The 22,853-nt window shown below is 60.2% G+C and carries 21 protein-coding genes and 1 pseudogene; 7 read left to right on the top strand and 15 right to left on the bottom strand.

What is annotated here, in order from left to right; all coding sequences use genetic code 11:
• Positions 1–33: 33 nt before the first annotated feature.
• The 5 genes from FHT71_RS00710 to FHT71_RS00690 all read left to right on the top strand — a co-directional run bounded on the left by FHT71_RS00710 (position 34) and on the right by FHT71_RS00690 (position 4,049).
• Complete coding sequence (locus FHT71_RS00710) at positions 34–801, top strand: ABC transporter ATP-binding protein (RefSeq protein WP_037083189.1); 768 nt, start codon at positions 34–36, stop codon at positions 799–801.
• On the top strand, positions 788–1,564 hold the full coding sequence (locus FHT71_RS00705) for an ABC transporter permease (protein WP_007795397.1): 777 nt from the start codon (positions 788–790) through the stop codon (positions 1,562–1,564). The genes FHT71_RS00710 and FHT71_RS00705 overlap by 14 nt, the downstream gene beginning before the upstream one ends.
• A gap of 412 nt (positions 1,565–1,976) precedes the next feature.
• The gene (gene nuoH, locus FHT71_RS00700) at positions 1,977–2,963 is read left to right on the top strand and encodes an NADH-quinone oxidoreductase subunit NuoH (RefSeq protein WP_132588159.1); all 987 of its coding nucleotides are present in this window, start codon (positions 1,977–1,979) and stop codon (positions 2,961–2,963) included.
• Between the two features lie 30 nt (positions 2,964–2,993).
• Positions 2,994–3,560: an NADH-quinone oxidoreductase subunit I gene (locus FHT71_RS00695; protein ID WP_132588160.1), complete on the top strand. Its 567-nt coding sequence runs from the start codon at positions 2,994–2,996 to the stop codon at positions 3,558–3,560.
• Between the two features lie 45 nt (positions 3,561–3,605).
• Entirely contained in the window at positions 3,606–4,049 is a 444-nt protein-coding gene (locus FHT71_RS00690; protein WP_132588161.1) for a CBS domain-containing protein, read from the top strand.
• A gap of 27 nt (positions 4,050–4,076) precedes the next feature.
• Here the strand turns inward: FHT71_RS00690 and nuoG are convergent, their stop codons facing one another.
• The 14 genes from nuoG to FHT71_RS00620 form a co-directional block, all read right to left on the bottom strand.
• A complete protein-coding gene (nuoG, locus tag FHT71_RS00685; RefSeq protein ID WP_183718669.1) occupies positions 4,077–6,662 on the bottom strand; it encodes an NADH-quinone oxidoreductase subunit NuoG in 2,586 nt (861 codons plus the stop codon).
• Between the two features lie 30 nt (positions 6,663–6,692).
• Positions 6,693–7,958: an NADH-quinone oxidoreductase subunit NuoF gene (nuoF, locus tag FHT71_RS00680; RefSeq protein WP_132588163.1), complete on the bottom strand. Its 1,266-nt coding sequence runs from the start codon at positions 7,956–7,958 to the stop codon at positions 6,693–6,695.
• Positions 7,959–7,962: 4 nt separating this feature from the next.
• A complete protein-coding gene (gene nuoE, locus FHT71_RS00675) occupies positions 7,963–8,475 on the bottom strand; it encodes an NADH-quinone oxidoreductase subunit NuoE (protein ID WP_132588164.1) in 513 nt (170 codons plus the stop codon).
• Between the two features lie 17 nt (positions 8,476–8,492).
• Positions 8,493–9,707 carry an NADH dehydrogenase (quinone) subunit D gene (gene nuoD, locus FHT71_RS00670; protein WP_183718667.1) on the bottom strand — a complete coding sequence of 405 codons (1,215 nt, stop codon included), beginning with the start codon at positions 9,705–9,707 and terminating at the stop codon, positions 8,493–8,495.
• Position 9,708: 1 nt separating this feature from the next.
• On the bottom strand, positions 9,709–10,272 hold the full coding sequence (locus FHT71_RS00665) for an NADH-quinone oxidoreductase subunit C (protein WP_007795371.1): 564 nt from the start codon (positions 10,270–10,272) through the stop codon (positions 9,709–9,711).
• Positions 10,269–10,772 (bottom strand): NADH-quinone oxidoreductase subunit B, encoded by a 504-nt coding sequence (locus FHT71_RS00660; protein ID WP_007795368.1) that lies wholly within the window; start codon positions 10,770–10,772, stop codon positions 10,269–10,271. The genes FHT71_RS00665 and FHT71_RS00660 overlap by 4 nt, the downstream gene beginning before the upstream one ends.
• Positions 10,760–11,125, bottom strand: coding sequence for an NADH-quinone oxidoreductase subunit A (locus FHT71_RS00655; RefSeq protein ID WP_132588281.1), 366 nt, complete (start codon positions 11,123–11,125; stop codon positions 10,760–10,762). The genes FHT71_RS00660 and FHT71_RS00655 overlap by 13 nt, the downstream gene beginning before the upstream one ends.
• A gap of 161 nt (positions 11,126–11,286) precedes the next feature.
• Positions 11,287–12,726 (bottom strand): NADH-quinone oxidoreductase subunit N, encoded by a 1,440-nt coding sequence (locus FHT71_RS00650; RefSeq protein WP_132588166.1) that lies wholly within the window; start codon positions 12,724–12,726, stop codon positions 11,287–11,289.
• A complete protein-coding gene (locus tag FHT71_RS00645) occupies positions 12,723–14,198 on the bottom strand; it encodes an NADH-quinone oxidoreductase subunit M (protein ID WP_132588167.1) in 1,476 nt (491 codons plus the stop codon). The genes FHT71_RS00650 and FHT71_RS00645 overlap by 4 nt, the downstream gene beginning before the upstream one ends.
• A 9-nt stretch (positions 14,199–14,207) precedes the next feature.
• Positions 14,208–15,968, bottom strand: a complete 1,761-nt coding sequence (locus FHT71_RS00640; RefSeq protein ID WP_132588168.1) for a Na(+)/H(+) antiporter subunit D — start codon at positions 15,966–15,968, stop codon at positions 14,208–14,210.
• A complete protein-coding gene (locus tag FHT71_RS00635; protein ID WP_007795354.1) occupies positions 15,961–16,215 on the bottom strand; it encodes a hypothetical protein in 255 nt (84 codons plus the stop codon). Before FHT71_RS00635 ends, FHT71_RS00640 begins: the two co-directional genes overlap by 8 nt.
• Positions 16,212–17,675 (bottom strand): monovalent cation/H+ antiporter subunit D family protein, encoded by a 1,464-nt coding sequence (locus FHT71_RS00630; RefSeq protein ID WP_132588169.1) that lies wholly within the window; start codon positions 17,673–17,675, stop codon positions 16,212–16,214. Before FHT71_RS00630 ends, FHT71_RS00635 begins: the two co-directional genes overlap by 4 nt.
• A gap of 4 nt (positions 17,676–17,679) precedes the next feature.
• Entirely contained in the window at positions 17,680–17,982 is a 303-nt protein-coding gene (gene nuoK, locus FHT71_RS00625) for an NADH-quinone oxidoreductase subunit NuoK (protein ID WP_007795349.1), read from the bottom strand.
• The gene (locus FHT71_RS00620; RefSeq protein WP_007795347.1) at positions 17,982–18,482 is read right to left on the bottom strand and encodes an NADH-quinone oxidoreductase subunit J; all 501 of its coding nucleotides are present in this window, start codon (positions 18,480–18,482) and stop codon (positions 17,982–17,984) included. The genes nuoK and FHT71_RS00620 overlap by 1 nt, the downstream gene beginning before the upstream one ends.
• Positions 18,483–18,754: 272 nt before the next feature.
• On the opposite strand from FHT71_RS00620, the pseudogene FHT71_RS31275 reads away from it, so the two are divergent.
• Together FHT71_RS31275 and FHT71_RS00615 are read left to right on the top strand one after the other, a co-directional pair.
• Positions 18,755–19,132: pseudogene (locus FHT71_RS31275) on the top strand (hypothetical protein); the annotation flags it as partial.
• A complete protein-coding gene (locus FHT71_RS00615; RefSeq protein WP_132588170.1) occupies positions 19,125–20,291 on the top strand; it encodes an ATP-binding protein in 1,167 nt (388 codons plus the stop codon). The pseudogene FHT71_RS31275 and the gene FHT71_RS00615, both read left to right, overlap by 8 nt.
• 331 nt (positions 20,292–20,622) lie before the next feature.
• Here the strand turns inward: FHT71_RS00615 and FHT71_RS00610 are convergent, their stop codons facing one another.
• Positions 20,623–22,554: a methyl-accepting chemotaxis protein gene (locus FHT71_RS00610; protein ID WP_132588171.1), complete on the bottom strand. Its 1,932-nt coding sequence runs from the start codon at positions 22,552–22,554 to the stop codon at positions 20,623–20,625.
• Between the last annotated feature and the right edge of the window lie 299 nt (positions 22,555–22,853).

The raw sequence follows: 22,853 nt of genomic DNA, 5'->3' as shown, positions 1-22,853 counted from the left end.
ATCGAGGCGGCGTCTCAACCTAGCCTTCCCCCGATGGTCACCATTGACAAAGTCACCATGGCGTTCGGAGCCTTTGTCGCAGTCGAAAACGTGAATCTCACGGTTGGTAACGGTGAGTTCCTTTCCATTGTCGGTCCTACGGGGTGCGGCAAGTCGACCATTCTCAATGCAATCGCGGGCCTGTTGAAACCCGCAAAAGGCGAAGTTTGTATCGATGGGACGCCCGTAAAGGACGTCCAGAACAACATCGGATATCTATTCCAGCAGGACGCGTTGCTGCCGTGGAAGACGGCTTACCAGAACGTAGAGTTGGGACTGATGTTTCGCGGTGTGGCGGCAGAAGAACGTCACCCTAAGGTAATGGCCTGGCTGGAAAAGGTTGGGCTGAAGGGTTTTGAGAGCCGCTTCCCTCACCAACTTTCAGGAGGCCAGCGCAAGCGCGTACAGATGGCGCAGGCGCTGATCACCGAGCCCAAGGTAATCCTGATGGATGAGCCTTTCTCAGCGTTGGACATACACACGCGGCATTTGATGCAGAACGAACTGCTGAAACTTTGGCAGGAAGATAGACGTGCCGTGGTCATGATCACGCACGATCTCGAAGAGGCAATCGCGCTCGGTGATCGCGTGGTGGTTCTGGCTGCCGGCCCGCGCAGCCGCGTCATCGAGAGCTTCGGTGTCGATCTAGAGCGCCCGAGAGACGTGGCCGAAATCAAGCTCGACCCCAAGTTCATGACCCTTTATCGCGATATCTGGGCGTCCCTGAGGGGCGAAGTGGAGAAAAGCTATGCAGGCCATTAACGTCCGTCTAATCCAAGTTACACTTTTGGCCGTGATCCTCGGCGCTTGGCAAGTTGGTGTGACATCCGGCGTCATCGATCGGTTCTTTTTCCCGGCACCATATGACATCGTCAACCAAGTAGTCAGCTGGGTTGTCGATCCGGGCTTTTACAAGCACGTCGGCATCACTCTCAGCGAGACTGTTCTGGGCTATCTGATCGGCACGGGTCTCGGCGTTGCGGCGGGCGTCTGGTTGGGACTAAGCCCGTATGTCGCTCGCATCCTTGACCCGTTCATCAAAGCGGTGAACGCTATTCCCCGCGTTGTGCTCGCCCCAATCTTCGTTCTCTGGCTTGGCCTTGGCCTGTGGTCAAAGGTTGCGCTCGCGGTCACGCTCGTGTTCTTCGTGACGTTCTTCAACGCCCTGCAGGGCGTTCGCGAAGTCAACCCGGTCGTCCTGTCGAACTCGCGCATCCTCGGCGCGCGGCGGTCCGACCTGTTGCGCCACGTCTACTTTCCTGCAGCCGCCACCTGGATACTTTCCTCGCTTCGCACTTCTGTCGGCTTCGCGGTCGTCGGCGCGATCATTGGCGAGTACCTTGGCGCATCCGCCGGCCTCGGCTACCTGATCGCCCGTTCGGAAGGCAACTTCGACGCGGTAGGCGTCTTCGGTGGCATTATCATCCTTGCAGTGTTCGTTCTGATCATCGACCTGTTCCTCGATGTCGCCGAAAAGCGTCTCATCACATGGAAGCCGCGGGCTGGAGAAGAACGGCCGGCCTAACTGACCATCGCGATTGTCATGCAGAAGGGCGGCTCACCATCAGCCGCCCTTTTCTTTGCAACGCGATGTGGCGGAAGCAGCGTCACGCTCAAGCCTGCTCGTTTTCACCTTCACGAAGATAAACTTGACGTGTCCGAGTCTAGTCGATGGCTCATATTTACGACTGCACGGGATTTGCCGAGACACTCCGCCCCGGTGGTTCTTGCAGCTGATGACCGGGCTCTTCATCTTCAGCTGCAAGCGGTTAGCCACGTACAATGCGACACCGCCCTGCGACGACATGAAGATGGTCGTATTGTACGGGGTGCGCCGCAGCTGTATCCTGTGGCCTGACAGGTGCAGACGACGCAGTGCGTAGCCGGAGCAAAAGTCCGGTCGCGTGTTTCAACCCGTGAACAAGCAGCCGCGGATCATGGAACTCCTATTGGCCATCGGATTGATCGTCTTCAAGGTCGCGTTGCTGATCGCGATGCTGCTGCTGCTGCCCTTGCCTCTAACCTGGCTGGAACGCAAGATCGCCGGACACATGCAGCAACGGATGGGACCGATGCGCGTTGGGTGGCATGGGCTGCTGCAACCGATGGCGGACGGAATCAAGCTTCTAACCAAAGAAGACCACATCCCGGCCGAGGCAGACCGCTTCCTGTTTAAGGTGGCTCCCATCCTGGCGCTCGCTCCGCCCTTTGTCGTCTTTGTCGCGATCCCCTTCGGCGAAACCGTCTCGGTCCTCGGCGCCGAAGTCACGCTCTACGTTTCCAATATGAATGTCGCGCTCCTTTTCGTCTTCGCGGTGATCGGGATCGAGGTGTATGGCGTTATCTTCGGCGGCTGGGCCGCCAACAGCAAATACGCGGTCCTGGGCAGCCTCAGGACCTGCGCGCAGATGATAAGCTACGAGATCCCAATGGGGTTCGCCGTGATCGGCGTCGTCATGTTGGCGCAATCCATGAGCCTGCTCGAGATCGTGCGAGCGCAAGCCGATGTCTGGAACATCGTCTACCAACCGATCGGATTCTTCGTGTTCTTCGTCGCCGGACTGGCCGAAGCACAGCGCATTCCCTTCGACCTGGCAGAAGCTGAAGGCGATCTCGGCGCCGGGTTCCATACCGAGTATAGCGGCATCCGTTTTGCGTTCTTCATGGTCAGCGAATATGCCATCGTACTGCTGGTGTCGGTCCTGGCAGTAATCCTGTTCTTCGGCGGTTGGAACGGCGTACTGATCCCCTTGCCACCGCTCCTCTGGTTTGCGCTCAAGGTCGCGTTCTTCGTCTATTTGTTCATGTGGTTCCGCTTCACGTTCCCTCGCTACCGCTACGACCAGCTGATGGCGATCGGATGGAAAGTCTTGCTTCCTTTGTCGATGGCGAACATAATCATAACTGGTCTTGTTTTCTTTTAGGGGCCGCAGCGGCTCCGTAGTGGAGCGCCGATGTCGCGCGCACGAGACAGCATTGGAACATGGATCGGCTGGGCTTTCTTCGCCGATCTGGCGAGCGGCTTGGCTCTGACCTTTAGCTACATGTTCTCCAGATCCGTGACCATGCAGTATCCTGACAAGGAAAAATGGTTGCCCTACTCGCGTTACCGCGGGCATCATTTCTTAAAGCGCGACGAAGAGGGCGAGATCAAATGCGTGGCCTGCGAACTCTGCGCGCGAATTTGTCCCTGCGACTGCATCGAAGTCATCCCCTACGAGGACGAGAAGGGCAACCGTCACCCGGCAAAATTCGAGATCGATACGGCACGGTGTCTCTTCTGTGGCCTGTGCGAGGATGCCTGCCCGGCCGACGCGATCGCGCTTGGCCAGCAGTACGAATTCTCGAGTTTTTCCTCGCGTGACTTGGTGATTGGACGGGACGATCTGCTCGCCAAGCCGGGCAAAGCTGTGACCGGCGGCGGCGTGGTCTCGGCGCGCCTGAACACTGAACAGGACGTTCTGGTCGAGACGAGCGAGCCACAAGGGTACAACTGGTGGCAGAATATCCGACGAACGTGAACGCGCGCCAGCCATCAAGCCGAAGCGCGCAGACAGGAGGTCAAAATGCTTGTCTGCCAAATCTTGAAGACCAAATCCCCCGAGATCGTCTCGGTCACGCCGGACCATACAATGGTTGAGGTCCTGAGGTTGTTTCGCGAAAACAACATCGGCTTCGTTATTGTCGGCCGTTCCCCCGGGGAATGCCTGGGAACGGTGTCGGAGCGGGACTGCTGCAACGCAGTCGCTGAATACGGAATCGAAGCGCCCGTCATGCGCGTCGGCGAGATCATGAACCGCCGTGTGGCGACCTGCTCGACCGACGATTTACTGCCTCTTGTCATGGCGATCATGACCGAGCGGCGCACGCGCCATGTGCTGGTCATGGATGGCGACAAGATAGCCGGCGTTGTCAGCATCGGCGACGTGGTCAAGTACAGGCTTGAGGAAGCGATGCGCACGGAGGAGGATCTGTACAATTACATTTGCGGAACTGCTCATTACCACTGACGCTGCCGGCAAGCGCAAGGTTATGGCTCAGCTCGGCCTCTCGGGCTCTGCCCCGAACCCGGCGACGGTGGTGATCTCGAATGGTACGTGCACCTTTTTTACGTCCACCGGACAGGGATATTCGCCTCGCCGCATCAGGCTGTTGAGGCGAAGGGCTCTGTAATTTTCGGGAATGAACACAAGTCCCTGCGGGAAATGCCTGTCGATCTTGAGCTTTGCCGTCAGTTCGTGCTGGGCGGATCGTACAGCCACCTGATCGCCATCCGAAAGGCCAAGTTGTGCCGCGTCCCACGCACCCATTGCGACATAGGGGTCGTCGGCGACCGTGTTCAGGATTTCCGAGCGCTCGGAAAGATACCCATTGTGGAACAGGCAGTTGCCAGTGACCAGCATGAGCCTGTCGGTTGCAATGGGCACCGCCGGTGGGGCGAAGAACCTGCCAGCCGGGAGCACGAGAGCCGCCTTGGTGAATGCTCCCTCAGCGTCTAGCCCATCCTGCGTCAGGCCTTCATAGGCGGGAACCAGCCGGGCGATCTCGTCGAAAATCTCGGTTTGAACCGATGGCCGCAGTGTATGGCTTTGAAGTGCTGCGACAAAGTCGAAGATCGCCAGATTGCCTCGGACCTCGGCGACCGGCTCACGGAACTTGCGGACCTTCTGGAGCCGGCCTTCGTTGTTGGTGAAAGTGCCGGATTCCTCGCCGTAGCTCGCGGCGGGCAGCACGACATCAGCGAGGCCCGCCGTATCCGTGAGAAATGCGTCCTGCACGATCAGCAGACCCGCGGCACGAAGCGCCCGCTGCACAAACTCCCGGTCGGGATAGGACATCAGGGGGTCGCTTCCAACGATATAGAGCGCACCCATTCGCCCCCTGTCGCAGAGTTGCAGCATCCCGTCGAAATCCACGCCTGGTTCCGACGGAATCTCGGCGCCCCAGGCCCGTTCGAGAGTTGCGCGCGCGGCATTATCGGCGACCGTACGCAGTCCCGGCAGAGCGGCTGGTAAAACGCCCATATCCCAGGCGCCTAGCTGGTTGGCGCGATCGAAGAGAAACTGCATCGTCGGGTTCTTGCCGAGCAGGCGGAGAACCTGCAGCAGGTTGTTGAGCTGCTGCAGCGTCGCGCGCGCTGTTGGTGACCTCAGGAGGTCGGCGCTGACAAGCGCTGTGACGCTCCCGCCTTCCAGCAGCGCCGTGGCCAGACGGTACGTTGCGTCGCTGCCGGTGGCCGCCGGCCCGCCAATTGTCGCTCCGATGTCAGCAAGAACGTCGTCCGGCAGGTCCTTTCCGGCCGCTACGACAGAGGCCACGACTGCGGCAAGGCTCGCTGCCTCACAGCCCGGCGAAACGCGAACGACCGCCCGTGCATCGGCGTCCAAGCGGGACGGCCGCACCGAGAGCATGAGCAATCTCGTCTGGCGGCGGCGTGCAGCGTCGCGCAGGAGATACTCGGTGACCGGATTCTCCTCGGTCACGTTGCCACCGACGACGAGCACGCAGGCGTTTCCAATGACGTCCTGGAGCGGCGCGCGGCTGAAAAAGCTAGTAACCAACGGACCGAGCACATCGAAAGGCGTGGACCAGCGCGACGAGCAGTCAATATTGTTTGTTCGGAACATCGTCCGCATCATTTTCTGGAATTGATAAAGCGTCTCGTTGGGAAGGCGTGGCGAGGCAAGCCCGCCTGCTGCCCTTCCCTCAACCGCCGAAAGGCGCTGTCTTAGGTAGTTCTGCGCTTCTTCCCAGGAAACCGGAACGAGGGCGCCATCACGGCGGACCATCGGCCGCTTGATCCTGTCCAGGCTCGCGACGAAATCGAGGCCAAATCGTCCCCGCACGCAGAGGGTTTCGCGGTTGAGACCCTCGTCCCACTTCGAGCGGACCCGCATGAACTCGCCCTTGCGTGTGCCGACCGTCAACTGGCAGCCGGTGCCGCAATGTGGGCATACCGTGTCGGTCTCGGCCAGATCCCACGGGCGGGCCTTGTAGCGATAGGGGAAGCTCATCAGCGCGCCGACTGGACAGACCTCGACGCAGTTGCCGCATTGGTCGCAACTTGCAAGACTACCCTCGAAGCCGGTCACGGCGGTGTCCATACCTTTTTCGACCGTGCCCAGGGCGACCGCGCCGACCACCTCCTCGCACATCCGCACGCAGCGTTGGCACTGGATACAGCGGTTGACGTTCATGATGATGACAGGGCTGAGGCGGATGTCCTCGGAGTGGAACACCCGTTTGGCATCACGAAACCGGCTTTCGCGCGGCCCGTATGCCATCACCTGGTTCTGAAGCTCGCACTCGCCGCCTTTATCACATATCGGGCAGTCGAGCGGATGGTTGGCAAGCAGCATGTCGAGCATGGACGAGCGGGTTTCCTCGATCAGCGGCGTGTTGGTTCGCACCACCATGCCGTCGGTGACTGCGGTGGCGCAGGACGGCTGCAGCCTGCGCTGCCCCTCGATTTCGACCAGGCACATGCGGCACGAGGCGAGCGGCGGCAGCCGCTTCATGTAACAGAAGGTCGGGATGTCGATTCGCAAACGCTCGGCGGCCTGCAGCACCGTGGAGCCAGCTTCCACTTCCAGCATCTGTTCATCGATCGTAATGCGAACCATGGCTTCCTCGCGGTCTTCTTCCAGCGCACCTCAGTGAAACGGGCACCTCCGCTCCTCGATATGGGCGACGAACTCATCGCGGAAATGCTTGAGCGCGGCCCGCAGCCCCATAGCCGCGCCGTCGCCCAAAGCGCAGAACGTATTCCCGAAAATGCCCTTACAGAGCGCGTCCAGCTGTTCCAGATCGCCCGGCTCCCCCTGCCCCGCCTCGACCCGGCGCAACACTTTCACGACCCAGTTCAGCCCCTCGCGGCAAGGCGTGCACTTGCCGCAGGACTCGTGGTGGAAGAACTCGATGATCCGGGTGGCGACCTTGACCATACAGGTCGAGTCGTCGATCACGATCACGCCGGCCGAGCCGAGCATCGAACCGGCGGCAGCGAGCGAGTCGAAATCCATCCCCACCTCAAGCCCGCTTTCCGGGATGACCGGCGCCGAGACACCGCCCGGGATCACCGCCTTGATCCTGCGTCCGGGCAAGGGACCGCCGGCATGGTTCTCGATCAGCTCCCGCAGCGGTATGCCCATCGGCAATTCATAGAGACCGGGTTTGCGCACTTGTCCGCTGAGGCAATAGAGCTTCGGGCCGGGGCTCTTGTCCGGGCCGATCTCCCGAAACCACCTCGAGCCCCGCATCACGATATGCGGCACGCAAGCGAGCGTCTCGACATTGTTGATGACCGTCGGGCTGGCGTAGAGCCCCTCGACCGCCGGAAACGGCGGTTTCAGGCGGGGCTGCGCCCGCTTGCCCTCGAGCGAGTCGAGCATCGCGGTCTCCTCGCCGCAGATATAGGCGCCAGCGCCGCAATGGATATGCACGGCGAAATCGAAATCGGAGCCCAGGATATTCCGCCCGAGGTAACCTCTTTCGTGAGCCTCGGCAATCGCCTGCTCCAGGCGACGGATCGCCGTCACATACTCTCCGCGGATGTAGACATAGGCGGTCTTGGCGCCGATCGCGTAGGCGCTTACCGCCAGCCCCTCGATGAGCTGGTGCGGGTCGCGCTCCATGATGATCCGGTCCTTGAAGGTGCCGGGCTCGCCTTCGTCGGCATTGCAGCACAGATATTTCGGCTTGTCGCCCCGCTTCGGCACGAAGCTCCATTTCATGCCCGTCGGAAAACCGGCGCCGCCGCGACCGCGCAGGTTTGATTCCTTGACGAGGTCGACGATCTCATCGGGCGTGTTCTCGCGCAGCACCTTCTTCAGCGCCTGATAGCCACCGCCCGCCTCATAGGTCGGCAGCAAATGACCATCCGGCACGTTCATGTTCTTGAGGAGAACCGGCTCGAACATGGCGCTACTCTCCCGGCGGCTGCGCGCAAACATGCTCAATGCTCGCCGCCCGCGCTGCTGTAGCCCGAAGATTGTCCAACAACGCGTTTACCCGCGCGACATCCAGATTGCCGTGGTAATCGTCGCCGACTTGCATTACCGGAGCCATCTCGCAGGCGCCGAGGCATTCCACAGTCGAAAGCGTGAACATCCCATCCGGGGTGGTCTCACCCTTGTTGATCGCCAGGACCGCTTCCAGGTGCTTCAGCAGGTCCTCCGATCCGCACAGCATGCAGGAAACGTTATCACAGAGCTGCAGGTGGAACAGACCCACCGGTTCGGTATGGAAGAGCGTGTAGAAGGTCGCCAGTTCGTAAACCCACATCCGCTCGACGCCGAGGATGTCGGCGACCTCCTCCAGCACCGGACCGGGCAGATAACCATGTTCCTTCTGCGCGATCAGAAGCGCGGGCATGATCGCCGAGCGCTGGTTCGGATACCGCGCCGCCGCCGCTTTTATCTTCTCGCGCATGCTCATCGCATCCAAATCTCCTGCTACTTGTCCACCTCCGCCATCACCGGGTCGAGGCTGCCCAGCACGGCGATCATGTCGGCCAGGTAGCGTGCGTTGGTGACCCCGAAGAGGCCCTGAAGGTTCACGAAAGACGGTGCTCGCACCTTCATGCGGAACGGTTTCGGCGATCCGTCGCTGATGATGTAGAACCCCAACTCACCCTTTGGCGCCTCGATCGCCGAATAGACCTCGCCTTTAGGTACCTTGAAGCCATAGGCCGACAGGTCGAAATGCTGGATCAAAGCCTCCATCGAGCAATGCACGCGTTCCTTGTCTACCGGGAACGCGATGGTCGGCATGTCGATCTGGAACGGTCCTTCAGGCATCTGGTCGATACATTGTTCGATGATCGCGATGCTTTCGCGCATCTCATCGACGCGGCACCGCCAGCGCGCGTAGCAATCGCCCTCGTTGCGGGTGATGACGTTGAACGCGAGCCGGTCATAAATCTCGTAGGGCTCGTCACGGCGGATATCCCAGTCAACGCCGGAGGCACGCAGGTTCGGGCCACTGAGACCCAGATCGATTGCGTCTTCGCCGGAGATCACCCCGATCCCCTTCGTGCGCTTGAGGAACACCCTGTTGTCTTCGAGCAATCGCTCATAGTCGCGGATCCGGTTCGGGAAGATGTCGCAGAACTCCCTGATCTTGGGAAGGAATCCGTCAGGCAGGTCCTCGCGCACTCCGCCAACTCTGCAGAAGGATGTGTGCATGCGCGCACCGGTAATCATCTCCAGCAGGTCCATGATCATCTCGCGCTCGCGCATGACGTAAAGCAGCGCGGTCATTGCACCCAGATCCATCGGCAGCGCACCAGTGATCAGAAGATGACCGGAAATCCGCGCCAGCTCGGCCATCATCACGCGGATGTACTGCGCCCGGATCGGTGCTTCTATGCCAAGAAGCTTCTCCACCGCCAGCGCGAAGGCCAGATTGTTGGACGGTGGGCAGAGATAGTCGAGCCGGTCCGTCAGCGGGAAAATCTGCGTATAGGTGAAGCTCTCGGCGAGTTTTTCCGTGCCGCGGTGGAGGTAGCCGATATGCGGATCCACACGCTCGACGTACTCGCCGTCCAGTTCGAGGACGAGCCGGAGTACCCCATGGGTGCTGGGGTGCTGCGGGCCGAGATTGAGGAGCACTTCCTTGGTATTAAGCGCTTCGCCTTCCGGCCTACTGAGCTCGGTGACTTCGGTCATCTCAACTCTCCGGCGTGGAACGGCCTCCTTCTGGAATGTCCCTGGTGGCAATGTCTGGCTGCGTTGGCGGCGGGCCCTCGGCACCGAAGGGATTCAGTTTGTCCTTGTAGCCCCTTAAGGGAAAATCCTTGCGCTGGGGAAAGCCCTCGAAGCCTTCCCACATATAGATCCGGCGCAGATCGGGATGGCCTTCGAACTTGATGCCATACATGTCCCAGGCCTCGCGCTCGTGCCAATTGGCAGTGCGCCAGACCCCCGTCACCGACGGGACGCGAGGCGGATCACCAAGCCGGCACTTGATGCGAACCCGCCATTTGTTCGGCAGCGAATAGAGGTGGTACACCGCCTCATAGCGTGGCAACTCCGGGTAATGATCGACCCCACAGATGTCAGACAGGAAATTGAACCGGAGCGCCGGATGGTCTTTCAGAAATCGGCAGAACTCAACGATCTTTTCGGGTGGAACGGCAAAGGCGTAGATGCCGTGCACGGCGCCGAGGTCCTCGATTGCGGCTTCGAAATGCTCCATGATCAGAGCGCGATTGAGAGACGGCTCCACGCTCATGAGGCTGCAATCCGATCCAGAGGCGTCCCGGCTAGCGCGCGGGATCTCTTGATCTTCTCCTGAAGCAGCAGGAAGCCGTGCATCAGGGCCTCGGGCCGCGGCGGACAGCCTGGCACATGCACGTCGACGGGCACGAAGGTTTCCGACCCCTGCACCACGGCATAGGTGTTGTAGACCCCGCCTGAGATGGCGCAGGTGCCCATTGCGATCACCCAGCGCGGCTCCGGCATCTGGTCATAGAGCCGGCGCACGACGGGGGCGAACTTCCGGGTCACGGTGCCGGCGATGATCATCACATCGGACTGGCGCGGCGAAGGCCGGAACACCACGCCGAACCGGTCGAGATCATAGCGCGCGCATCCTGCCGAGATCATCTCGATGGCGCAGCAGGCAATACCGAAGGTCTCGGGCCACAGCGCGGATTTTCGGCTCCAGTTGATGATGCTCTCGGCCGTGGTGAACAGCACGCTGTCGCGGATCGCATTGTTTACGCCTCCCATTCCAGCGCTCCCTTCAGCCAGGCGTAGGCGAAACCCACGATAAGCAGCAACATGAAGACGAACATCTCGACATAACCGACCAGACCTATGTCTTTCAGGATGACAGCCCAGGGAAACAGGAACATCGTCTCGACGTCGAAGACCACCAGCAGGATCGCCAGCACAAAGAACTGCACCCTGAAACGGCCCCCGGCGGCTTCGCCCGCTGGGTCCACGCCGCACTCATAGGGCATGTTCTTCTCGGGATAGGGATTGGACGGCCGCAGCAACGAGGAGAAAAATAGCGTCGCCGCCGTCACCAGAACAATTCCGGCAACCATGAAAAGAACCGGCAGGAACTCCATTGCAGCCATAGTCATATCGCATTGCCCCGGTCACCCACCGAGAGCTTTCTTCAGGCCGCCGCCGGCCCCATCCGGAACCGGTAGTGCGGTCGCCCCGGGAAGCGACTTTGGCAATCCTTTCTTGAATTATCAGTGTATTCCGTCGGGTGGATCATTGCAAATTCAATAGATCAGCCGCCGAACACGGAATGCTGAGCAAGCCTCAGAAACCACGCTGGAAACAGGCCAATGCCGATGGTGCCGGCGGCGGTGAAGGCCAGCGTGGCGCGCACCATAGGCGTCAGCGCCGGGTCGAACATCTTCTCCGGCTCGCGCATGTAGATCACCATGACGATGCGGATATAAAAGTAGGCGGCGACGACGCTCAGCAGCACCGCGATCACCGCCAGCATGACGAAACCTCGCTCGACCAGCGCGACCAGCACGTAGAACTTGGCGAAGAACCCGGCCGTCGGCGGAATGCCGGCCAGCGAGAACAGATAAAGCAGCATCACAAGCGCCAGACCGGGATGCGATTTGGCGAGACCCGCATAGTCTTCGACAACCTCGCCCGAGAAATCGGAGTTCCGCATCATGATGATGGTACCGAAAATGCCGAGATTCATGAAAGCGTAGATCAGCAGGTAAAGCATCACGCTGGCGATCCCGTCCGCACCGCCGGCCGCCACGCCGAAAAGGGCGAACCCAGCATGGGCAATGCTGGAATAGGCCAGGAGGCGCTTGAAATTATCCTGCACCAGAGCCACGAAACTGCCGAGCGCCATTGTCACCACCGCAATGACCGCGACGATGATCCAGACATCCGAGGCTGCGACCAGAGGGTTGAGGAACACCCGCAGGATCACCGCGAACCCCGCCGCCTTGGGGCCCACCGACATGAAGGCGGTGATCGTGGTTGGCGCGCCTTCATAGACGTCCGGCACCCACATATGGAACGGCACCGCGCCGACTTTGAAGACCAGCCCCGCGACAATGAAGACCACCGCCAGCAGCAATCCGGGATCGAGGGGATCGCCGGTCACCGCCGCAGCCATCCCGTCGAGTTGTGTCGTGCCGGTGAGCCCGTAAACCAGCGAAACGCCGTAAAGGAAGATCCCGGTCGAGACCGCGCCGAGGATCACATATTTCAGCGCCGCTTCGTTCGATCGCCGCTCCTGCCGCAGGAAGCCGGTCAGCACATAGGTGCAGAGCACCATCAACTCGAGGCCCACATAGATCGACATGAGATCGGTCGCCGAGGCCATGATCATCATTCCCGAAAGCGCCAAAAGCAGCAGGACATAGTATTCGCTGCTGCCGATCCCTTCGATATCGGCATATTTTCGGGAAAGGAGGAATGTCAGGACGGTCGCGATGTAGAACACGAACTTGAAGAAGACCGCGAAGCGGTCGGCGATGAACATGCCGGTGTAGGCCGGCCGTACCTCACTCGCCAGCATGAGTGTCGCCGAGGCGGCCATCAGCACAATGGCGACGGAGGCCCAGACAAGGAAGTGTTCCTGCCTCTTTTGCACGAGTTGCCCCAGGATCAGCAGGATGCAAGCTCCGATGATCACCACGATTTCGGGCAGGCTCGCCACGATCGACTGGAAAAGCGCGGTGGCGGTCATCGGCCGCTCCCCTCGCCGTGAACCTGCGCCAGCAGATGGTGAACCGATGCGTCAATGATGTTGAGAAAAGGTTTTGGATAGAGCCCGACCCAGAGCACGAAGACGGCCAGCGGCAGCATCGCAGCGACCTCGCGGGCATTTACGTCACGTATCTTGAACCGCACGCCGACGCTGGGCGGACCAAGCGCGACTTTGCCATACATGCCAAGCAGATAGGCCGCGCCCAGTAAGGCACCCAAGATGGCTGCCGCGCCGACGGCCAGGTTGGCGGCAAACCCGCCCGCCAGCACGAGCAACTCGCCGACGAACGAATTCGTTCCCGGCAGCGCCATCGATGACAGAATGAACAAGGCAAGAAACGCGCTGTAGACCGGCGCCACCTTCATCAACCCGCCATAATCGGCGATGCTGCGGGTGTGGGTCCGCTCGTAGATCAGGCCGACGAACAAAAAAAGGGCGCCCGTCGTTACGCCGTGATTGAACATTTGCAGGATGGCGCCCTCGAGCCCTCGCAGGTTCAGCGCGAAAATCCCCATCGTCACGAAGCCCATGTGGCTGATGCTGGAATAGGCCACCAGCTTCTTGAGGTCGTCCTGCGCCAGTGCAAGCAACCCGCCATAGACGATTGCAAGCGCTGAAAGCGCCAGCATCAGTGTCGAATAATATAGCGATGCCTCCGGTAGCATCGGCAGCGAGAACCGCAAGAATCCGTAGGCGCCCATTTTCAGGAGCACTCCGGCGAGAATAATGCTGCCTGCCGTTGGCGCCTGCACATGGGCGTCCGGCAGCCAGGTATGGACCGGGACCATCGGCACCTTGACCGCGAATGCGACAAGGAAGGCGAAGAACAGCCACGACTGGACCCCGAACGGCAAGTCCTTCGCTGTCAGGGCGAGGATGTCGAAGGTCTTGCCGCCGTTGATGTAGAGCACGATGACGCCGATCAGGAACAGGACGCTGCCCGCCAGCGTATAGAGGAAGAACTTGAAAGCCGCGTAGATCCGGCCGTCTCCGCCCCAGACGCCGATGATCAGGTACATCGGGATCAGCATCGCCTCCCAGAAAACATAGAACAAGAACAGGTCGAGCGCTGAGAACACCCCAAGCATCAGCGCCTGCATGACCAGCAGACTGACCATGAACTCCTTCACCTTGCGGTCGATCGCGACCCACGAGGCGAGCACGCAAACCGCCCCCAGCAGCGCCGTCAGGAACACGAAAAGCGCGCTGATCCCATCGACACCGAGCGCAAAGGTTATGCCGAGTGCCGGCACCCACGGCCGCACCTCGGTGAACTGCATTTCGTGGGTCGAGGTGTCGAAACCGGCCAGCATGGCGATGCAGAAAGCGAGGTCGAGGACGGTGACAGCCAGCGCCGTCCACCGCACCGCACCGTCGCTGCGTAGAAACATCAGGACCGCTGCCCCGACAGCGGGCGTGAATACGATGAGGCTCAGGAGCGGTAACCCCATGGATCCCCCCTACCGCCACGCTACGGCGAAGACGACGGTGGCTACGATTACACCGACAATCATCGCCAGCGCGTAATGGGTAACGACACCCGTCTGTAGCCGCCGCAGCGTCCCGCCGCCGCGCAGGATCGTTTGGGCGACGCCATTCACGATGGCGTCTACGCCGATGAGATCGATCCGCAGTCCCGCCCGCGCTGCACCATATAGGAAGGGCAATGCCGCGGTCTCGGACACGTCGCTCACCGCCTTCTCATAGCGTGCCAGCGGCTTTTCGGCGAACCACATGAAGAGCCGCGCCCCCTTGCGATAGAACCAGTCAGTGTCGAGGCTGATCGTCTTCTCGGGGTCGAGGGCCTTGAGGAACAGCACGAACCCGAAGGCGGTGAACATCAGCAGGCCGAGGCTCTCCGTGACATGACTGCCCGTATAGGGTTCGAAGTCCACCTGATAGGGAAGAAGCGCATAAAGCGGCTGCGGGAATACGCCGATCGCAACGCAGAGGACCGCCGCCATGCCCATCGCAACCAGCATGTTGCGCGGCGGCTCCCGCGCCTGAAGCTTCCGGTCTGTGCCAAAAAACATGTAATACGGGAGCTTGAGCCCGGTGTGCAGAAACGTCCCCGACGAGGCCATCGTCAACGCCAGTACCACCAGCGCGCGATGATCCTGTCCGGCAGCGGCTATCACCATCGACTTGGTGACGAAGCCCGAGAAAAATGGAAAGGCCGAGATCGCGAAGGCGCCGACCATGTAGAGCGCCACCGTCAGCGGCATGTTCTTGTAGAGCCCACCAAGCTCGGTGAGCTTGCGCTGCCCGGTGACGTAGATGACCGCCCCGGCCCCCATGAAGAGGAGAGCCTTGTAGAGAATATGCGCGAAGGCATGGCTCGTGGCACCGTTCACCGCCATCTCGGTCCCGATCCCGATGCCGGCCACCATGTAGCCGACTTGGCTGACGATGTGATAGGCCAGGAGCCGCCGGCAGTCGTTCTCCAGCACCGCGTAGATGACACCGTAGAGCGCCATCGCGGTACCGAGCCAGACCAGAAGCTCGGTCCCGGGAAACGCGCGCGCCAACACATAGACGGCGGTCTTGGTCGTAAAGGCGCTCATGAATACCGCCCCGGTGACGGTCGCCTCTGGGTAAGCGTCGGTCAGCCAGGCGTTGAGGGGTGGTACCGCGGCGTTAAGAAGGAACCCGGCAAGGATCAGGTAGGCGCCGGCGCCCATCCCCGCCTCGATCGGTCCGAAGAGCAGCGATCCTGTCGAGGTTCCATGGAGAATGATGCCCCCAAGCAACACGACGCCGCCAGTGACATGGACCATGATATACCGGAACCCGGCATTGATCGCCTGTCGACCGCCCTGGGCGAAGACCAGATAGGCAGAAGCAAAGGCCATGGTTTCCCAGAACAGGTAGAGCGTCAGGTAGTCGCCGGCGAACACCACGCCGAGCGCGCCGCCGACGTAGGCGAAGGCAGCGACATGCTGGCCGGGACGAGGCAAGTGCAGCGCGTAGACCGTTCCGATGAGAGCCATGATGGCAAAAACGGTGGCGAAGACGATGCTCAGCTTGTCGACCTTGGCGATCAGGATTTCCTGCCCGAGGAAGTGCGCCGCTCCATAACTGCCCGGCTGGACCGTTACCACTGCAAGGATCGCCAGCGCCGGGATCAGCAGCAGATAGACCTTCCGGATCGATTCGGTGAGGAAAGGGATCGGCAGGGTGCCAAGAATGAACAGCAGGGCCGGATGAGCGAAGTCAATCATAATAGTCCTCGCGCCGCATGAGTCCGCCCTGATGGCCAAGGAACTTCGAAACGAAGATCAGCAGAACGCAGGATAAGAAGCCATAGACGGCCGACCAGCCCGGCAGGCGGTCCCACAGATAAACCGCGTGTTCGCGGGGGACCAGAAAGTCGGCGATGACGATCAGAACGAGCACCAGATAGAACAGCCGGCGCCGCTGGTTGGCGTATTCTTCGTCACCAAAGAAATCGACCACGCGCTTGATCATCTGACAACTCCTTCCGCCAGGGCGAGGAAATAGTTGGGGAAGATGCCCATCGACACCGACAGGATGGCAGTTGCCACCAGCGGGATCGTCATCATCGGGATTTCACGGACCGTTGCCGGGCTTTTCTCGGCCTCCGTCTTGAAAAAGGCGAGATAGGTCACAGGCAGGAAATAGGCGGCGTTGAGAACCGAACTCACCAGGAGCACAATCAGGAACGCGACGTCCCCCGCCTGCATCGAGCCCAGCGTCAGATACCACTTGCTGACGAAGCCCGCGGTCGGCGGCACCCCGATCATGCTCATCGAGCCGACGAAGAACGCGCCCATCGTCCAGGGCAGCCTGCGGCCGATACCGGCCATGTCGCTGATGTTCCGCTTGCCGGACGCACAATAGATCGACCCGGCGCAAAAAAAGAGGGTGATCTTGGAGAAGGCGTGAGCCGCAATGTGGATGATTCCGCCGACCATGGCGACCGGCGAGAGCAAAGCCGCGCCCAGCACGATATAAGAGAGCTGGCTGACCGTCGAATAGGCGAGCCTCGCCTTCAGGTCGTCGCGCGTCAGGGCGTAGACGGACGCCATCAGGATCGTGAACGAGACCAGATAGGCCGTGGCGATGCCCAGGTGCAGACTGTCCATCAGCCCTGTGCCGAAGACATGGAACACCACGCGCAGCACGCAGAACACGCCCATCTTGACCACGGCCACCGCATGCAGGAGCGCGCTGACCGGTGTCGGCGCCACCATCGCCGCCGGCAGCCAGGCGTGCATGGGCATTATCGCGGCCTTGGCGAAGCCGAAGAGATAGCAGAAATAGACGACCGTCAGCAGCGGCGCCGAGGCATTGACGCCCGCCAACAATCCGCCTGCCCTGAAATCGAGCGACCCCACAATGGAGTAGGTCAGCGCCAGCGCGGCGAGAAGCGCGCTTTTCGAGGCGCCCATCAAATAGACAAGGTACTTGCGGCTGCCCGTCCACGCCTGTTCGTCCTCGTGGTGGTAAACGAGCGGATAGGTCACGAGGCTGAGCATCTCGTAGAAGATCACCAGCGTGAACAGGTTGGCGGCGAAGGCGCCGCCCACGGCCGCCGCGAGACTGGTGGCAAAGCAGGCGAAGAAGCGGGTCTGCGCGTGTTCGTTCAAGTGCCGCATGTAGCCGATGGAATAGATCGCCGCCGCGATCCACAGCAGCGAAGAAACGGTGGCAAACACCATGCCAAGCGCATCGACCCGGAAAGCCAAGGCAATCCCCGGCAGGATCTCGAACAGGCGCAAGTCGATCGTCCCGCCCGAAAGCACCGTCGGCGCCATCGAGGCGACAATTGCGAACATGGCGATAGCCGCCAATGGCGAGACGAGATCGCGGAGTCGTTCGCGGTTGTTCAGGAGGAGAATCGCAAGGGCCGCCAGACCTGCGACGGCAACGGCAAGCAGCGGCCGGATCGATATCACCGGGTCCAAACCGCTATCCTTTCATGATGGTCACGTCGTCGACCTTGAGGGTGGACTTGTTCCTCACGAGGGCGACCAGGATACCGAGGGCGACGGCAACCTCCGCCGCTGTGATTGCGATGACGAAGATCGCGAAGATCTGCCCGCGGAAATCGTCGTCGTAACGCCCGAAGGCGATGAAATTGATGTTGACCGAGTTGAGTAGAAGCTCCAGCGACATCAGCACGACCAGGATATTGCGCCTGATGAGCACGCCTGCCGCCCCGATCACGAACAGGACCACTCCGAGCAAGATATACCAGGAGAGCGGAACCATCACTCCTGCTCCTTCCGCGCCAGCACGATGGCACCGACCAGGGCGGCGAGCAGGATGACGGAGGCGGCCTCAAACGGCAGCAGGTAGTCGGCAAAAAGCGTCGTGCTGAGCTGCCTGATCTCATCGCCACCGCGCACAGCGGCGGGCTCGGTGACCGAAAAGCGCTTGCTCCACAGCACCAGCACGAGCATCTCGACACCAAGCAGGACGAGCAGCACCAGCGCCGGCAGGTTGCCGCCCGGCAAGAACCGCTGCAACATCGCTTCGCGCACATCGATCATCATGATCACGAACAGGAACAGGACCATGATCGCGCCGACATAGACGAAGATCTGGATGACCGCGAGCAACGGCGCGTCGAGCAAGATGAAGATAGCAGAGATTTGCAGGAAACAAGCCATCAACGCCAATGCGCTGTGAACCGGACTGCGCGCCATAACCACAGTCAGGGCCGCAATCACGGACACCGTCGCGAACAGAAGAAAGAACCCCTGACCCATCGACGCGACCCTCCCACGACAACTGTGACCCAGCGCGAGACGGCCGGATTTGAGATAGTTGCGCACTTCAGGTGCATTTATAAATTGTGCCCTAGTCTCGGATTTTTCACAAGATTATTGTCATTGGTGGAGCAAGACCGGGCCGATCCGATTGTGGCGAGCCCCGCTCGCGAGAGGCTGGCGGAGCGAGCCTGCGCCCGATGGTATGCTCCCCGAATATGCGCAGCCGCGCCGACCTTCGCTGCGGGCGGGTGCCGCCCGCCGCGGCCGCCAAGACAACGCAGGCCGATGACGATGTCCAATGGCTGATGATCGGCCGGCCCGTCACGCTTTGAAGGCCTGGCTCTCTCAAGCGAAAATCGAAGCTGGACCAGTCTTTCGACGCATCGATCAATGGGGCAGTATCGATCGGCGGCCACTGACGCCCCAGTCGGTCACGCCGCCGAAAGGCCAACCTGGAGCCGGACAAGTTCCCGGCGCATGGGTTTCGGTCCGGCTATCTGACCGAGGCAGCCACACGGCAGGTGCCGCCGCAGGAGGCGATGCAGCGGTGCAGTGCTAGTCAATCAATCAGGCCGCATCGCACCAACATTCTTGCATTCCTTTCTTGCAAATATGGAGTAAAGCTCCATAAATACAAGGATGATTAAGCGTAGAATTGAACGTGAACTGAACGACCTGATCGGCTCTCAGCCTGCCGTCGTACTCATTGGCCCGCGGCAAGTGGGCAAGACAACGCTGGCGCTCGACATCAGCCAAACACGACCGTCGATCTACTTGGACCTGGAGTCCGATGCTGACCGCGTCAAGCTCAGCGAGCCAGAACTCTATTTAAGCCAGCACAGCGATAAGTTGGTCATCCTTGACGAAGTACAGCGTTTGCCGAACCTGTTCCAGAACCTGCGAGGTCTTATCGACCGTGGCCGGCGATCCGGCAGCAGAGCCGGTCAGTTCCTGCTCCTTGGATCAGCGTCCATCGGACTGTTGAAACAGTCGGGCGAAACACTGGCGGGCCGAACAGCCTATCTTGAAATGCAGCCAATCGATGGCCTCGAGATCGCAGAAGCAGATCTCAATGCACTGTGGCTTCGCGGCGGGTTCCCCGATAGCTTCCTGGCCCCTAGCGATAAGGCAAGCCAACGCTGGCGGCAGGATTTCATTCGCACGTATTTGGAACGAGATATCCCGCAGCTCGGTCCAAGAATTCCAGCCGAAACGCTCAGGCGTTTTTGGACTATGCTCGCGCACCGCCAATCCAGTGTTCTGAATGCAGCCGATTTTGCCCGCGCACTCGGCGTTGACGGCAAAACCGTCGCATCCTACCTCGACTTGCTGGTCGATCTCTTGCTCGTGCGTCGGCTTGAACCTTGGCATGCTAACCTCGGCAAACGTTTGGTGAAGTCGCCCCGCATCTATGTTCGCGACAGCGGCATCACCCACACCCTGCTCGGACTCGCGACCGAGGAACAGTTGCTTGGTCATCCGGTGGTAGGCGCAAGTTGGGAAGGATTTGTCATTGAAACGCTGATTGCAGCCGCTCCAAGCGATACGCAGGCGCATTTCTATAGAACCGCGGCAGGCGCAGAAATCGATCTGCTGCTGACGCGACCAGGTGGCCGTCCCTGGGCCATTGAAGTCAAGCGGAGCCTGACACCCAAAGTCGAAAAAGGATTCTACCTTGCGTGCGAAGACCTTCGGCCCGAAAGGCGGATTGTTGTCTATCCGGGTCGGGAAACCTATCCGCTCAAGGGTGACGTCGTTGCAATGTCTCTTCCGACAGCAGGAACGCTTTTGCACGACACCGATTGAACGAGGGTCTACGAGCCGGGCGACCGTCCCGAGGATGCCGTTGCGACCCACATTCGGAAACCATCCAAGATATCCGCCAGCTGTGCTTGATTGACGTAGAGCGATCATTTTCGACGCTCCACGATGCCACGCCCGGTGCGGAAGCGAATAAGGCGGCGGTGAAGACCAAGGATCGAAGCAATGGTGTGCCATTATCAGCCATGTAGGTCTCCCTGCGTGGAAAAGACGGCCGCGTTCGCAGCCGAGCCTAAGATATTGCCAATGACCAAAATCTGAACGAAAAAGCGCCGCGACATCGACGGTCGCGGCGCTTTGTATCGTGTCGTTTACTTCAGAATTCGTGCCAATCTTCAGCCGCCGCACCGCCAGCAAAAGCTGTCGAGACCTTCCGTGCCATTGCCGCTGGAGCGTTTCTCTGTGGCAGTCGCGGTGCATGGGCAGATTGCGTCGTCCCGGCAGAGCCCTGAAAGCGGAATTTTGACAGCTGGCTTGTCAGCGAACCCGCTTCGTCAGCCAGCTTGTGGCTGGCTGCGGATGTCTCTTCGACCATCGCCGCATTCTTCTGCGTGGATTGATCGAGTGAATTGACCGCGGCGTTGATTTCTTTGAGCGCCGTAGACTGTTCCTTCGCAGCCTCGACGATTGAGCTCACGTGGCGGTTGATTTCCTGCACTTCACTGACGATCTCCGTCAGCGCCGTACCAGTCTCGCCGACCAGGGTCACGCCGGAACGCACTTGATCACCGGAATTGCTGATCAGTTGCTTGATTTCCTTCGCTGCATGGGCGGAGCGTTGTGCAAGTTCGCGAACTTCCTGAGCGACGACTGCAAAGCCTTTGCCCGCCTCGCCGGCCCGGGCAGCCTCGACGCCGGCGTTTAGTGCCAGCAGGTTGGTCTGGAATGCAATGTCATCAATGACGCTGATGATATTGTTGATCTCGTTCGAGGAACCTTCGATCTGGCTCATCGCGGCAACCGCACGCTTCACGACTTCGCCCGAGCGCTCGGCATTTGTGCGTGTTCGTGCAACAAGGTTGCCGGCCTCTTCGGCGCGACGGGTCGAGTCATTGACCGTCGTCGAAATTTCATCGAGCGCTGCGGCAGTCTGTTCAATTGATGCGGCCTGCTGTTCGGTGCGCTTTGCCAGATCATTCGAAGCTCCGCTGATCTCGCGGGCACCGGCATCGATCGACAAAGCGTTATCGCCGATCGTCTTCAACGCCGATTGAAGCTTCTCGACCGAGTTGTTGAAGTTAAGGCGCAGCGTATCGAGAGATGCAGCGAACGGCTTGTCGAGACGGATATCGAGATTGCCGGCGGCCATTTCCTCAAGTGCTTGGCCGAGCTGTTGAACGGCATCGTTCGTCTGCGCCGATAGCGCCTCGCGTTCCGCCGCGGTTGCTTCGAGCCGCGCATTCTCATCAGCGGTGCGCCGGGCGTCGGCTGCGGCGCGCGCCTCAGCCTGCGAGGTCACGGCCTCGCGCACGGCGCCAACGGCCTTCGCCAAATCGCCGACCTCGTCACTGCGGGCCTCGATATCGCTGGTGCTTTCGTTGTTGCCCTCTGCCATCCGCTGCAGGGCGATCTGCAGCTTGGCCATCGGCAAAGTGATCGAGCGGGTCGCGAGGAACGCAGCGGCAATAGCCATAAGCACGGCGCCTCCCAATGACCCCAGTGCCAGCGTCTGGAAGCCCGCGACGACGACGCTGACGCCACTGCCGACTGACTTGTTCAAGTTTTCCTGATAATCGATGAACTTGTTGATGGCCTTGAGCCAGTTGACGAAGAGAGGCGTTGCCTGCTCGATTAGCATCTTCTTGGCTTGCACCGGGTCATTCGCCATCTGGCGCGCGATGATATCTGCGACAACCGGATTGGTTTTCGACTGAACGTCGGCAATCTCCGCAACGATCGCCTTCTCGGGCTCAGTCGCAGCGCCCGGCATCGAGATCATCGCATTCATCTTCTGCTCGTTTTGCGCATAAGTCGCGGCAAGCTTTGCAATGAGATCGATCGCGGTCTGACGGCCGGCAGGGTCATCGCGCAAAACGACATCGCGAATGGCAATTGCCCGGTCATGAACGCTGCCCCGGAAATTGATGGCAAAGCGCTGCTTGACGCTGTTGACCTCGTTAATCTGCACGAGGTCGTGGTCGACATAGTTCATCTTTGAAATGGAAAAGAGCGTCAAGCCAATCATGAGCAGCAGCAGGAAACCGAAAGCTGCATAAAGGCGGGGGCCGATGCCAAAACGGAAAGTCATTTGCAATCCTCCAAGCGCAAATAGCCGCGCAAGCAACGAATTGCGCGATGCCGCAACGATGAGTGTTATCCGGGGGCACCCGGCCGAGCGCCGTTGAACTCATTTCTCGCTTTGTCTGAAGAAAGCACTCGTGAATAAACAGATAATGAAAGATGGTTAATAACTATAATATGAGCAAAATAATTATACTCTGGCCAAACAATGTGTCGCACAAGTATTGCAGGTTGCAATTCAAAAGCTGCTTGGTTTTCTTGATCCGGCTTTGAATCACTCTGTTTGCAGCTGATACCAGTGCTTCC

Origin of the sequence: Rhizobium sp. BK060, assembly GCF_014193145.1 — a bacterium.
In the GTDB taxonomy this organism is placed as follows: domain Bacteria; phylum Pseudomonadota; class Alphaproteobacteria; order Rhizobiales; family Rhizobiaceae; genus Rhizobium.
The sequence above is the reverse complement of the archived record's forward strand: the minus strand, read 5'-3'. Positions and strand labels throughout refer to the sequence as shown.